Source organism: Paenibacillus sp. PastM-3, assembly GCF_029893965.1.
Classification (GTDB): Bacteria; Bacillota; Bacilli; order Paenibacillales; family Paenibacillaceae; genus Paenibacillus_AQ.
Genome location: NZ_JARXXP010000005.1, coordinates 47781 through 61746, shown reverse-complemented (window position 1 = coordinate 61746; position 13966 = coordinate 47781). Strand labels below are relative to the sequence as shown.

The 13966-nt window shown below is 51.6% G+C and carries 15 protein-coding genes; all 15 read left to right on the top strand.

All coding sequences use genetic code 11. From position 1 onward, the window contains the following. Positions 1-8 precede the first annotated feature (8 nt). The 15 genes from M2108_RS10585 to pgsA all read left to right on the top strand — a co-directional run bounded on the left by M2108_RS10585 (position 9) and on the right by pgsA (position 13959). Positions 9-506 (top strand): RNA polymerase sigma factor, encoded by a 498-nt coding sequence (locus M2108_RS10585; RefSeq protein ID WP_277469322.1) that lies wholly within the window; start codon positions 9-11, stop codon positions 504-506. Then, positions 503-1513: an anti sigma factor C-terminal domain-containing protein gene (locus M2108_RS10580; protein WP_277469321.1), complete on the top strand. Its 1011-nt coding sequence runs from the start codon at positions 503-505 to the stop codon at positions 1511-1513. Before M2108_RS10585 ends, M2108_RS10580 begins: the two co-directional genes overlap by 4 nt. Before the next feature lie 108 nt (positions 1514-1621). Beyond that, on the top strand, positions 1622-2407 hold the full coding sequence (locus M2108_RS10575) for a ClpP family protease (RefSeq protein ID WP_481856891.1): 786 nt from the start codon (positions 1622-1624) through the stop codon (positions 2405-2407). Next, complete coding sequence (locus tag M2108_RS10570) at positions 2404-2619, top strand: YlzJ-like family protein (protein ID WP_277469320.1); 216 nt, start codon at positions 2404-2406, stop codon at positions 2617-2619. Before M2108_RS10575 ends, M2108_RS10570 begins: the two co-directional genes overlap by 4 nt. Positions 2620-2708: 89 nt before the next feature. Beyond that, the gene (locus M2108_RS10565) at positions 2709-5363 is read left to right on the top strand and encodes an FtsK/SpoIIIE family DNA translocase (RefSeq protein ID WP_277469319.1); all 2655 of its coding nucleotides are present in this window, start codon (positions 2709-2711) and stop codon (positions 5361-5363) included. Between the two features lie 178 nt (positions 5364-5541). Continuing rightward, complete coding sequence (gene sleB / locus M2108_RS10560) at positions 5542-6411, top strand: spore cortex-lytic enzyme (RefSeq protein ID WP_277469317.1); 870 nt, start codon at positions 5542-5544, stop codon at positions 6409-6411. Positions 6412-6545: 134 nt separating this feature from the next. Further along, positions 6546-7823 (top strand): EF-P 5-aminopentanol modification-associated protein YfmF, encoded by a 1278-nt coding sequence (gene yfmF / locus M2108_RS10555; protein ID WP_481856890.1) that lies wholly within the window; start codon positions 6546-6548, stop codon positions 7821-7823. A 3-nt stretch (positions 7824-7826) separates the two neighbouring features. Then, entirely contained in the window at positions 7827-9107 is a 1281-nt protein-coding gene (gene yfmH, locus M2108_RS10550; RefSeq protein ID WP_277469316.1) for an EF-P 5-aminopentanol modification-associated protein YfmH, read from the top strand. After that, complete coding sequence (gene ymfI / locus M2108_RS10545) at positions 9107-9874, top strand: elongation factor P 5-aminopentanone reductase (protein WP_277469315.1); 768 nt, start codon at positions 9107-9109, stop codon at positions 9872-9874. The genes yfmH and ymfI overlap by 1 nt, the downstream gene beginning before the upstream one ends. A gap of 149 nt (positions 9875-10023) precedes the next feature. Next, positions 10024-10284 (top strand): DUF3243 domain-containing protein, encoded by a 261-nt coding sequence (locus M2108_RS10540; RefSeq protein WP_042177468.1) that lies wholly within the window; start codon positions 10024-10026, stop codon positions 10282-10284. A 165-nt stretch (positions 10285-10449) separates the two neighbouring features. Continuing rightward, positions 10450-11232 (top strand): DUF3388 domain-containing protein, encoded by a 783-nt coding sequence (locus M2108_RS10535; protein ID WP_068723918.1) that lies wholly within the window; start codon positions 10450-10452, stop codon positions 11230-11232. Between the two features lie 148 nt (positions 11233-11380). Continuing rightward, positions 11381-12307: a helix-turn-helix domain-containing protein gene (locus M2108_RS10530; RefSeq protein WP_277469314.1), complete on the top strand. Its 927-nt coding sequence runs from the start codon at positions 11381-11383 to the stop codon at positions 12305-12307. Between the two features lie 119 nt (positions 12308-12426). Next, on the top strand, positions 12427-12588 hold the full coding sequence (locus tag M2108_RS10525; RefSeq protein ID WP_167347618.1) for a hypothetical protein: 162 nt from the start codon (positions 12427-12429) through the stop codon (positions 12586-12588). A 199-nt stretch (positions 12589-12787) separates the two neighbouring features. Continuing rightward, positions 12788-13279 carry a YajQ family cyclic di-GMP-binding protein gene (locus tag M2108_RS10520; RefSeq protein WP_068723917.1) on the top strand — a complete coding sequence of 164 codons (492 nt, stop codon included), beginning with the start codon at positions 12788-12790 and terminating at the stop codon, positions 13277-13279. 92 nt (positions 13280-13371) lie between these two features. Then, positions 13372-13959: a CDP-diacylglycerol--glycerol-3-phosphate 3-phosphatidyltransferase gene (gene pgsA, locus M2108_RS10515; RefSeq protein WP_068723915.1), complete on the top strand. Its 588-nt coding sequence runs from the start codon at positions 13372-13374 to the stop codon at positions 13957-13959. Positions 13960-13966 lie beyond the last annotated feature (7 nt).

The following is a 13966-nucleotide window of genomic DNA, read 5'->3' as shown; positions in this document are numbered from 1 at the left end:
GGTGCTTAATGGGGGCTAAGCTTAAGGAACAGCTGCTGGGGTCCAAGATGACTGAGATCCGCAGATATCTGATCCGCCTGGGCGCAGCGCCTGAAGATGCGGAGGATATTGTACAGGATACGGTCTGCAAGGCACTGCAGTATATAAGTGGGATTGAGGAGCGCAATTTCAGCGCCTGGCTCTATAAGGTTGCGATTAACCGCTATTATGATTTGTGCCGCAGACATAAACGGTTTCAGTACACCATGGAGGCAGAGAAGCAGGCAGCGCCGGATAAGGAGCAGCCGGAGTCGCAGCTGTTGCAGCGTGAGCAAAAGGAACAGATTGAGCAGACGCTAAACCGGATGATTCCGGCAAACCGCCAGCTGATTCTGCTCAAATACGAGCTGGGCTTATCGTACAAGGAAATCGCTGCATTGCTGGGAATCAATGAAGGAACGGTCAAGGCGTCTCTATACAGGGCAAGACAACAGTTTCAACAATTTTACGGAGGTGAGGCACATTGACTGCCCCATGGAATGAAGAAGAGGACAAGCAGCTGTCACAGGTCTTGAAAAAGGCAAAACGCAAAAGTACGATACGCAGTATTTTAATTTCGCTGGCCGTAGTGCTTGTGACATTAACCGTTATATTTTTTGGTGCTGCCCAGATGGTCAATCACAGATCCTCAGAGACGCTTACGAGCGAATGGATGTACAGGATGATCAGCAGCCCTAACGAATATGAATCAGGGTATAAGGATACCCGCGGATTTCTGTCAGGTGTGCTGGAAACGAACACCTACAAAATAATTGAAGGTGTTCCTATACCCTGGGAGCAAAAGTGGACAAATTATAATGAATGGTGGTTTCCGTTCACGACAGGCGCATACGGTGGGACATCGGCTCTGACGGTCAGCAATTACGAGCTTGAGCAGGCCGGTTATGAGTACGGCAGACAGTATAACCCTTACAATGGCCAGCGTGAAATGCTCTATTATATTCCGGAGGTGGATTATAACGGGAAGATTTTTAATGACCTGTCGCTGCTTAGTGAAATGGAGCCCGGGAAGCTTGCGGAAATGTCGCTGTCATTCGATCAATCCTACTCTTTTGAGGAGGTAAGGGACATGCTGCCAGCAGGTGTAAGACCGGTATGGTATTGGGTCGATACGTATGGAGAACGTAAAGGCTTTCAGTTCGAGCCCCGTGAAGACGGAAACGGAGGAACAAGCTATCCTCTGCCAATGTCAGGCTATGGGGTATACGGCTTCGGAATCCGTCCCGACTACGATAAAGTAACACCTGAGGACTTTGTTGACTCCGTTCAAAGCGGATTGTCGCGCAAGGACACATACTATGAAGAATATAAGCAGATTATTGTGAATTTGAAAAAAGATAAAGCTGCGCCGGATGCAAGTGATGTCTGTATTCTGGGTGTAGTAGTTACAGGTACAGCTTCCGGTCTGGCCAGCTTGCAGGGACAAAGTTATATCCGCGGTGCGGTGCTTGGGGCTGTCGTCGACAAGTACTAAAAGGAAATGACCATTTCTGCATAAGCTGCTCACCGTAAATGTCATACTAAGTGCAGTCAGTATGGCTGCAGCATTATAAGAGCTGCAAGCGGAAAGGGTGAGCTGCAAGTGGATAAGAAGCAAGGTTTGGATACGGGCATCAGCAACGCGGAGGTCCAGCCGGAGGAAACCGGGACAGCTGCTCCTGAAGCAGTCGCGCCTGCCGTAAATATGCTCAAAGAGCTGGGCCAGACGGCGGTGCCGAGCGCAGAGCCGGATATTTTCTGCATGACGATCATCGGCCAGATCGAGGGGCATTTTGTGCTCCCGCCGCATAATAAAACGACGAAATATGAGCATATTATTCCGCAGCTTGTGGCGGCAGAACAGAACAAGAATATTAAAGGCCTCCTGATAATTCTGAACACTGTCGGCGGTGACGTAGAGGCCGGACTGGCTATTGCCGAAATGATTGCCTCCCTGTCCAAACCTACGGTTACGGTGGTTATCGGAGGCGGACACAGCATCGGTGTGCCGATTGCCGTAGCATCCAGCTACTCCATCATTGCCGAAAGCGCAACGATGACCATTCATCCGATCCGGATGAACGGGCTTGTGATCGGCGTACCGCAGACCTTTGAATACATGGAACGGATGCAGGAGCGGATGGTGCGGTTCGTCACCTCCCATTCGCGGATCAGTGAAGAGATGTTCAAGGATCTCATGTTCAAAACAGGGGAGCTGAACCGTGATATCGGTACCGCGGTAGGCGGGTATGATGCGGTTAAGTTCGGGCTGATGGACGAGGTTGGCGGAATCGGCGCCGCCCTGGCGCATTTAAACCGGATGATTGCAGGTACAAGAGTACCGGCTGCAGGAGCCGGTGAGCATGCACAGGGAGGCCTGCCGCAATGACCTTTTATACCGTTGTGCCGCTTGAACAAATGTTTGAGGGGGCTTACAGTAACGGACAGCAGCTGCAGGAAGTGACAATCGGGGGAATGCTGATGCAGGTAGAGCCGCTGGCAGGCAGGCAGGCACGGATTGTCCGCCTGCTTCAGTGTCCGCTGGACAAGTATCTTGATCCGGCGTTCGCTCCCGGTGCAGTTGTCGATTACGATAAATAACGGAGCTCCATTAAGTTGCATTTTTTTACAGAACAGAACATAGGTACGCCACGCCATTATATGGTATAATGTTGCCGGGGGTGGCTGGCGTGGCTAAACGGAGAAAGAGAAAGTCTAAGAAAAAAGCGACAATCGGCAGCGTTCTTAAATATGAAATTTATGGTATTATGCTCATTACCATTTCGGTAATTGCCCTGTCCGGCGAAGCTGCCGTAGGGCGGTCTCTGTCCAGTATGGCGGGATACCTGCTGGGGAGATTTTATTTTGTCCTGCCGGTCGTCGGCATTATCTACGGCCTGATGGTAATGATACACAGGAAGTGGCCGTCCGGCTGGAACACTCGTTATACCGGTGCGGTAATGCTGGTCCTGTCCTTATGCCTTATGAGTTCGATCTCGGCCATGCAGCAGAAGCTGGGACCTATTAATATGCTGCATCCCGGCAATGTGCTGGCGCAAATACATAATGATCTATCCGGTGCGCTGAAGCCCGGTACCAATGACAGCAGTGTCTATCTGCTGGGCAAGGATATCAGCGGCGGATATGTTGGCGCGCTGGAGTTCGCAGCACTGCTGTGGCTGTTCGGTACATTGGGTGCGAAGCTGATTATGATCGTAATGCTGGCAATCAGCTTCATGCTGGTTACCAACCTCTCCTATGTGGAGCTGTTCTCGCTGCTGCGGGTACGCTCCGTGAAGCTGCTGGAGAATCTCAGGCAGAGAGCGGCCAACCGCCCGGCTGCGGTTCCGGTTTCACCCCGTACGTCCAGAGGCGGCAGGTCTTCTGCACCGCCGCCTCCTGACGATGACGAGGATGATGAAGAAGAGGACGAGCCGTCTCTTCCAAGAAGAAGCCAGCCGCTGTTCTTCCGCCGGATCGGCGGCTGGCTTGGCGGATCCGGGTCCACCGGATCTGTTGAAGCAGGCGGCAACGAGACGCCGGATCCGGGTAGGCCTGTATCTCCGGTGATTTCAGGATTTGAAACAGACAGCGTGGATGCTGTTCAGGACAGGCCTGAATCTGAATTTGCCGATGGGGATCTGGAGCCGGAGCTGGTAACTCCGATCATCCGTGACTTCTTCGAGCATATCCGTTCTGAAGGGCTAAGTGAGGAGGAGCGGGAAGAGTGGGGCGGGTTTTCACCTGCCGCGCGCAGTGCAGGAGCACGCAGTACAGGTGCTCCAGGCACTCCAGCAGCCCCCCGGCAGCCTGGTACAGATGATGTGCCGGATGAGGATGTCACGGTAGATCTTGAGGGCCTGCTGGCTACGTCTGAGAGCGGAGAGCCTGCTCCGGCTCCGCCGCTTCCGCCTCCGCCCAAGCCATATAAGCTTCCGCCGTTCAGGCTGCTGTCCAAACCGAACGGCAGCGGCAAAGCGGGTGACCAGAACGATTACATGCAGACTGCCCGCAAGCTGGAGGCGACACTGGAGAGCTTCGGCGTCCGTGCCAAGGTGCTTGAGGTGGTTCGCGGGCCTGCTGTAACCCGGTATGAAATCCAGCCGGATATCGGGGTTAAGGTCAGCCGGATTGTTAATCTGACCGACGATATTGCGCTGGCCCTTGCAGCCAAGGATATCCGGATGGAAGCTCCGATTCCGGGCAAATCGGCTATCGGTATCGAGGTGCCTAATCCGGAGGTTTCAGTTGTAACGATGCGTGAAGTAATGGAAACACAGATTTTTCAGGATGCCGAATCCCGGCTGTCCATTGCCTTTGGGCGCGACATTTCCGGACAGACCATTGTCGGCAATCTGGCCAAGATGCCCCATCTGCTCGTTGCCGGGGCTACGGGATCAGGGAAGTCAGTCTGCATCAACGGGATCATTACCAGTATTTTATACAAAGCCAAGCCGGACGAGGTTAAGTTCCTGATGGTCGACCCCAAGATGGTTGAGCTTAATGTCTATAACGGCATCCCGCATCTGCTTGCTCCCGTAGTTACCGATCCGAAACGGGCCAGTTTGGCCCTGAAGAAGATTGTGGTCGAGATGGAGAAGCGTTATGAGCTGTTCTCCAAATCGGGAACACGCAATGTGGAAGGCTACAATAATCTGATGAAGGATAACCCTGCGGCAATTCTCCCCTACATTGTTGTTATCGTGGACGAGCTTGCCGATCTGATGATGGTTGCAGCAAACGATGTGGAAGACGCAATCTGCCGTCTGGCGCAAATGGCGCGTGCTGCGGGCATTCACCTCATCATCGCTACCCAGCGGCCATCCGTTGACGTTATTACCGGCCTGATCAAAGCGAATATCCCTTCACGGATCGCCTTTGGCGTATCCTCGAATGTGGATTCGCGGACCATTCTCGATATGCCGGGTGCAGAGAAGCTGCTGGGACGCGGCGATATGCTCTTTCTCCCTATGGGTGCCTCCAAGCCGGTACGTGTGCAGGGCGCATTCATGAGCGACCAGGAGGTGGAGTCGATCGTACAGTTCGTTAGCAGCCAGGGGGAAGCCGAATACGATGAGACGCTGGTACCTGAAGTGGATGATGTCATTTCAGAAGATCAGGAGCCGCAGGATGAATTGTATGATCAGGCTGTACAGATCGTCCTGGAAGCGAAGCAGGCATCTGTTTCACTGCTGCAGCGGCGTATGCGGGTAGGCTACACCCGCGCCGCCCGGCTGATTGATGCGATGGAAGCCCGGTCGGTTATCGGGCCTTACGAGGGCAGCAAGCCGCGTGAAGTGCTGATGTCGCTGGAGCAGTATCAGCAGAACCGGATCAGCTCTTAAACTTTATTGATAAAGCACTCTTTCCTTTGCGGAGAGGGTGCTTTTTGCTGTGCACGGCATTGTCTCCCCGGGATATATAATACAGTTCAGCCTGACCATGCATAGGATGTCCTGCCAGTCGTCATAATAACTTTAGCCATCCATGTTGAACTTACAATAGAAAGGTAGAGCGACCCCAATGAAAAAACATAAGCAATGGATATTTGCCTTAATGACTCTGGTACTGGCAGCCGCACCGTTTGCGGGAGTCCTTTTCAAAGACCAGGATGTCTACGCCAATCCGCAGCAGCAGACGGAATCCGTTAGCCCTCTTTCCGGGGAAGAGGCGCTGCCGGCTTTCGGGACGACTCCGCTGAAGGTTGGATCATCAGGTCAGGATGTATATGAGCTGCAGGGCAGACTGAAGTATCTCGGTTACTATGACGGAAAGATTGACAGTCAGTTTGGTGCCAAGACCAAAAATGCGGTAACCTGGTTCCAGTGGAAATTCGGGATGAAGGCAGATGGCGTTGTCGGGGCTAAAACAAAGCTGAAGCTGTATAATGCGACCAAAGCATGGAAGCCGACAGAACCTTCAACCACAACAGCCAAAAAGAATACGGGCAACAACACGGCCGCAGAGACAGGCAATACAGGCAATACCGGCAAAACAAATACAACTGCAGAATTATCCTCCGGCAACACCATGGGCTTGTCAGAAAATGATCTGAAGATCATGGCCAATGCCGTATACGGTGAAGCACGCGGGGAACCGTTTGAGGGACAGGTGGCGGTGGCTGCGGTAATCCTGAACCGGGTTAAATCCCCGAGCTTTCCCAATACGCCGTCCGGTGTTATTTTTCAGCCGGGAGCCTTTACGGCAGTAGCGGACGGACAGATCTATCTCGAGCCGAATGAACAGGCCCGCAAAGCCGTTCAGCAGGCGCTTAACGGCTGGGACCCTTCCGGGGGCTGCCTGTATTATTTTAACCCGAAAACAGCGACCTCCAAATGGATCTGGACCCGGCCGCAGGTCATTACGATCGGGGAGCATATCTTCTGCATGTAAGACTATACAACGACTTAAAGCAACCGGTAAATCTTCTGCCGGTTGCTTCCTTACTTTGGAATGGTTTAGAATGGATAATACTTCATAAAATTAAATAGTACTGCATCTATCCACGCCGTAAAGGAGTTTTGGACTTGACAAATAATGGATTTCAACATGGCAACGCTGCAGGCATGCGCATCCATGTACTGCCGACCAAGGCGTTTAAAACCTTCGCCATTTCCCTCTATGCCGGAGTGCCTCTGGATGAGAGCACAGTCACACCGACAGCGCTGGCTCCTTTTGTCCTCCGCAGAGGCACAGCCACTTACCCGGAGACCATGCAATTCCGCGAGCGGCTGGAAGAGCTTTACGGAGCCGGATTCGGCTTTGACGTCTACAAACGGGGCGATTATCAGATTGTCCAGTTCCGGATGGACACGATCAACGATTCTTTTGTACAGAGTAAGGAAAGTCTGCTGGGCGAGTCGTTTGCCTTTCTTGGTGAGGTGCTGACCCGGCCTTTGCTGGAGGATGGAAGCTTCCGTGCCTCCTATGTGGCAACCGAACGCGAAACGGTGCGCAAGAAGCTGGAGGCAATCGTAAACGATAAAATCCGCTACGCCGCCGAACGCTGCATCGAGGAAATGTGCCGGCAGGAGCCTTACCGTCTGCATCCGCTTGGCCAGAGAGCCGACCTGGACAGCATTACACCCAAGAGCCTGTATGAATCTTATACAGCATGGCTGAACGGCGCCATTCTTGATCTGTATGTGGTTGGCGATACAACACCTGAAGAAGTTGAAAAGCTGGTTATCCGCCATTTTGGCCGTGCCCACAAGGAAACGGCCGGCTACAGCTCCAACTTTAAGCCGGTGGCTGTTTCAGAGGTCCGCACAGTGGAAGAAAAGCTGGATGTCAACCAGGGCAAGCTCAACATGGGTCTGCGCACCTCCATAACCTACTCAGATGACAGATATGCTTCAGCGCTGATGTACAACGGGATTCTCGGCGGGTATCCGCACTCCAAGCTGTTTGTTAACGTCCGTGAAAAGGAAAGTCTGGCCTATTATGCATCCTCCCGCTATGACGGCCACAAGGGTATCGGCACCATCCAGTCAGGGATCGAAACGCAGAATTACGGCAAGGCCGTAGACATTATCCGCAAACAGCTCGATGAGCTGAAGGCCGGAAATATCAGCGATCTGGAGCTGAATCAGACCAAAGCAATGATCCGCAACCTGTTGTCCGAGATACAGGACTCTGCATTTGAGCTGATATCGTTTGATTTTAACCGCCAATTGTCCGGAAAAGACCGTTCAGCGCAGGAATTGCTTGCACAAGTGGACGGAATTGGGGCTGAAGACGTGAAGGCGGCTGCCGACACCTTCCAGCTGGATACGATTTATTTCCTGACAGGGAAGGGGGAATAGCAGATGAACCAAATTCATTACGACAAGCTGCAGGAAACGCTGTATCACGAGGTTATGGATAACGGGCTGCAGGTATATGTGCTGCCCAAACCGGCGTTCAAAAAAACCTACGCCACCTTTGCGACCAAATACGGCTCTGTAGACAATCATTTCAAAGTAGCCGGCGGCGATGAAACAACAGTACCTGACGGGATTGCCCACTTCCTGGAGCATAAAATGTTTGAGGAGCCGGAAGGCGACATTTTTGCCACCTTTGCCTCCAACGGCGCTTCTGCGAATGCTTTCACCAGCTTTGACCAGACGGTATACCTCTTTTCGGCAACCGAAAATATTGAGACCAATCTTAGCACCCTGATTGATTTCGTGCAGCGTCCTTACTTTACGGATGAGAATGTAGAGAAGGAAAAGGGCATCATCGGGCAGGAAATCAATATGTATGCCGATAATCCGGACTGGCGCGTCTATTTCGGATTAATTGAGGCGATGTATTCCAAGCATCCGGTGCATATTGATATCGCCGGCACGATTGATTCCATTGCTACGATCACCAAAGAAACGCTCTACACCTGCTACAACTCCTTTTATCATCCGAGCAATATGCTGCTGTTCGTTGTCGGCGGTGTAGAGCCTGAGAAGGTATTTGAGCTGGTCCGCAGCAACCAGGCAGCCAAGGCCTATGACAAGCAGGGTGAAATTACACGTATTTTTGAAGAAGAGCCTGCCCAGGTAGCACAGAAACATAAAGAAAGCCGGCTTGCTGTATCAATGCCGAAATGCCTGTTCGGATTCAAGGAGAAATCGGAGGGGCTGACCGGGGAAGCAGCGGTACGCCGTGACCTGACAACGAAGCTGATGCTCGACCTGCTGTTCGGAAGCAGCACGGCGCTCTATCAGAAGCTGTACGATGAAGAGCTGATTTCGGACAGCTTCGGCCATGAATTCAACAGCTCCCCGCAATATGCCTTCTCGGCGGTCGGCGGAGATACGAAGGACCCGGATCTGCTGCTGAAGCGGATCAAGGAAGAGGTAAATGCGGTGCTTGCTTCCGGCTTTGCCGAGAAGGATTTTGAACGGGCCCGCAAAAAGAAAATCGGCGGCTATCTGCGCATGCTGAATTCGCCGGAGAGCATCGCCCATGAATTCACGCGCTATCAGTTCCGCGGCGGTGATTTGTTTGAAGTGCTTCCGGTCTACGAATCGATTACACTGGATGAGGTCAATGCCCGTCTCCGTGCCCATGTTGACTGGGAACAGCTTAGCGTATCGCTAGTGGTGAGCCCTTAATGGCGTTAACGGGAGAGGGCGGCAAACCAATCAATGAGATGACCGTGCTCATAACGGGAGGAAGCGGGGGAATCGGCGGCGCCATCGCCGGGCGCTTTGCTTCTGTAGGCATGAACATTGTTATTCATTATATGAATTCACATGAAGCGGCAAATGATGTTGCCCGCCGCTGCCTGGCAATGGGGGCAAAGGTGATGACTGTGGCTGCGGACATGAAGGACCGCAGCCAGCTTTTGCGTATGGCTGAACGTCTGGAAAGCAGCGGCATGCTGCCGGATATTCTGGTCAACAATGCCGGAAAGGCCCATTACGGGATGCTGGCCGATGTCACGGAAGAGGAATGGGACGAAGTGATGGCAGTCAACCTCAAGGGAACCTTTTTATGCAGCCAGATCTTTATGCCATATATGGTCTCGCAGCGCTTTGGACGGATTATTAATGTATCCTCAGTCTGGGGCATTTCCGGCGCCTCCTGTGAGGTGGCTTATTCCGCAAGCAAAGGCGGCGTCAACGCCTTTACGAAGGCGCTGGCCAAGGAGCTGGCCCCTTCGGGAGTGACGGTGAATGCAGTGGCGCCGGGGGCCGTGAATACAGCGATGCTTAATAATCTTCAGGAGGAGGATCTGCGCATGCTGGAGGAAGAAATTCCGGCCGGCCGGCTTGCCTCACCGGAAGAGGTGGCTTCCCTTGTCTATTTTCTGGCATTGCCCGAATCGGGTTATATCACCGGCCAGGTGATCAGTCCGAACGGCGGCTGGATTACTTAGCGTATCTGTTTTCCGAGCGGCTTGGAGAAATCTCCAGCATAAGAACAGCACGTACGAGACATATTAATACTGTTGCTTTTAAATCATCACGTAAGACGGCTGACGGCTGAACAGGGCGTCCGGACCGTAACCATGAAGGAGGATTTAAGATGTCAACAGAATCCGTAGTAAAGAACTTTGATACCTGGAAGAGCTTTCTGGGTGAACGGGTCATTCAGGCTGAAAAAATGGGGATGAGTGAAGAAACCATCACCAAGCTGGCTTTTGAAATCGGGGAATTCCTCGACAAAAAAGTCGATCCGGGCAACTACTCCAACCGGGCGATCAAAGAGCTGTGGGATGTCGGTACGGACGATGAGAAGCATACCATTGCTTCCCTCATGGTCAAGCTGGCGAAGAAAAACGCATAGGCAAGCGGAAGGAGCTCCCCATAGCGGGAGCTTTTCTGCAATTATTACAACAGTGTCCTTGCCTTTCATTTTTATTTTATATATCATTAACATGACCCGTGTTTCAGAAGCTATGCCGAAGCCGGTTTTTTTGAGGTTATGGCAACTTACAGGGAAAAGGAATCTATGAGGTGCGAATCAGTGGAATATAAACAGTGGTACATGGAGTACAAGATACATAAGAACAGACCTGGTCTGCTTGGTGATATCGCTTCAATGCTTGGTATGCTGGAAGTCAACATTCTGACGATTAATGGTGTTGAAGGAAAGACCCGCGGGATGCTGCTGGAAACCAGCGACGACGAGAAAATTATGCTAATGGGTGAAATGCTCAAAAAGGTGGATAATATTACGGTTACGGCTCTGCGCTCCCCGCGTCTGGTGGATAAGCTGGCTGTCCGTCATGGACGATATATTGACCGGGATTCGGATGACCGCAAGACTTTCCGCTTCACGCGGGATGAGCTTGGGCTGCTTGTCGACTTTCTCGGCGAATTGTTTAAAAGGGAAGGCAATCAGGTTATAGGACTTAGAGGTATGCCGCGTGTCGGCAAAACAGAGTCGATCATTGCGGGGAGCGTCTGTGCGCAGAAGCGCTGGACTTTTGTCTCTTCTACACTGCTTAGACAGACAGTGCGCAGCCAGCTGGCAGAGGATGAGATGAATCCGAATAATGTCTTCATTATTGACGGCATTGTCAGTACAATCCGCTCCAACGAGAAGCATTACAATTTGCTGCAGCAGGTCATGAGCATGCCGAGCACGAAGGTGATTGAGCACCCGGATATTTTTGTGCGGGAATCCGAGTATACCTTCGATGATTTCGATATCATTATCGAGCTGCGCAACAACCCTGCAGAAGAAATATTGTACGAGTCGTTTACGACAAGCTACAGTGATGATCTATAAATAAGCGTATGCTTCCGAAGCGAGTTTTGTACGAAGCTAAGCCGTGGAAGTATTGCTCACAAAACTATGCGTATGCTTTCGAAGCGAGTTTTGTACGAAGCTAAAAATCATTGAAGTATTGCTCACAAAACTTTTAGGAGGTGATGGTATGTCGGAACTGGGCCGGCATTTGAAAGAGGCGCGTCTGCAAAAGGGGATGAGTCTTGACGATGTCCAGGAAGTAACCAAGATTCGCAAAAAATATTTAGAAGCCATCGAAGCGGGGGATTACAAAGTGCTTCCCGGAAGCTTTTATGTCCGGGCCTTTATCAAAACCTATGCCGAAGCTGTCGGAGTTAATCCGGACGAGCTGATGGAAGAGCACGGCAATGTTCCGGCGGCTCCTGTAGATACTACGATGGAAACGGTGATCCAGAAGCGCAGCCGCAGGACGGAGACGGAAAGGAATGCCAAATGGCTTCCGACAGTCCTGATGTGGACGTTTCCGGTCCTGATTATCGCGGTGATTTACTGGTATGCTTCCTCAAATATGAACCAATCCGATCCCGAAACGGTAGATTCGTCCAATGTAACGAATGAGCAGCAGGATCCGTCCAAGATCCAGCCTTCGCCGACTGCCGTCGGCGGCGGAATCGTCAGCAATTCTCCGCCAGCGGGCGGAGACAGCGCGGCAACTGCAACAGCTTCGCCTACGATTGCGCCGACTGCTACACCTGTACCTTCGCCGACAGCAGGCCCGGTGACGGTTACTGAGGACCGCAAATCAGGCAAGACCACAATCTTTAAAGTAACTGCATCCTCCGGGACTCCTGTGGAGGTTAAGATTGCTGCTACTGGTACAAGCTGGCTTGAGGTTTACAACGGCAAGAATTCCCAGGGCGAGAAGCTCAGCTTCGGGAATACAGCAGCTGGTGATTCCCTGAGCTTTACGCTGGGTGCGGAAGGCATGTACATCAAATCCGGATACTCTCCGGCGACCACCATTACCGTGAACGGACAGGAGATTACGGATGGCAAAACCTCTTCCCGTCTCCTTCTGGAATTGGACAGCGCTGCTTCCGGCGGTACTGAGTGAACGGAAGGCACTGCGGGAAATGAGAATACAGGCGAGTAAAGCCTGCCCTGCATAGACTTTGGTAATTTGGAGAACATAAGAATGATTTACAGTTCTTACGCCAAAGTGAGGTGTATCTCATGACTGTCAGCTGGATTGTTACCGGGCTTGGCATTATTGTCAGCCTTCTCGGGTATTATTTGACACCGAGCGCCTGGGGCTATGGAATTCTGGGTTTTGGACTGGCACATATTGTGCTGGGAATTCTGGATATGTTCCGGGCTCCCGCACGCAGCAGATAAGGTCAGTGAAGAAGTCTCCCGGGAACGGATATGCCGGGGGACGGGAATAATCTTATGCTATACACAGAAACGGGTGCCGCCTTACAGGCGGCGCAGCCGTTTCTTCTTGCATGCCCGGCAGCTTCCTTCCATAATTAGACTTCATGTGCCCTTTCTCATATAATAGAAAAGAATAATTGTAAGCAAAGGACGTGGAAGAATGAGTTCGGAAAGTTCATTTGACATCGTATCCAAAATGGATATGCAGGAATTAACCAACGCGGTTCACCAGACGGAGAAGGAAATTGATAACCGCTTTGACTTCAAAAACAGCAAAAGCAGTCTGAAGCTGGAGAAGGACGCGCTTATCATTGCCTCCGAGGATGAATATAAGCTGAATGCCGTCATTGATATTTTGCAATCCAAAATGGTCAAACGCGGAATCACACTCAAAAATCTGGATTTCGGCAAAATCGAGCCGGCTGCACTGGGCACAGTCCGTCAGCGTCTGGGCCTTAAGCAGGGCATTGATCAGGAAAACGCCAAAAAGATCAATATCCTCATCCGCGACTCCAAGCTGAAGGTGAAAAGCCAGATTCAGGGAGATACCATCCGTGTAACCGGTAAAAGCCGTGATGATCTGCAGCAAATTATCCAAATGCTGCGCAAAGCTGATTTGCCGCTGGATCTGCAGTTTAACAATTTAAAGTAAGCTCATGCACCCCGCAGTGTTTGCGTAACTGCCGCAGCGGGGTCTTTTATCTACATATTTTGGAATCAGGATGGATCAGGGGAGGAACTTCAGTGAATTTGCCCAACCGTATTACACTTGCACGTATTTGTCTTATCCCGATTATGATGTTTTTTTTGCTGGTCGATTTTAAGTTCTATCCCGAGCCGATTCATTGGGGATCATTCCAGCTTTCCATTAATCATCTGATCGCAGCCGTAATTTTCCTGCTAGCCGCCAGTACAGACGGGATAGATGGGTACATTGCCCGGAAATATAACATGGTTACCAATCTCGGCAAGCTGCTTGATCCCCTTGCGGACAAGCTGCTGGTATCCGCAGTGCTGATCTCGCTGGTAGAGCTGGGCAGATGTGATTCCTGGATTGCCATCGTTATCATCAGCCGCGAGTTTGCGGTTACCGGACTGCGCCAGGTTGCGCTTCTGGAAGGGAAAGTGGTGGCTGCCAGCAAATGGGGTAAAATAAAAACAGTGACGCAGATTGTAGCCATCTCACTGCTGCTGCTTAACAATTTCCCGTTCCAGTTCGTGAGCATTCCGCTGGATGACATTGCAATCTGGGCGGCGGCTCTGATCACCATTTACTCTGGGATCGATTATTTTGTGAAGAACAAGGAACTGCTGGAGCTTCATAATGCCTAACCCTAAT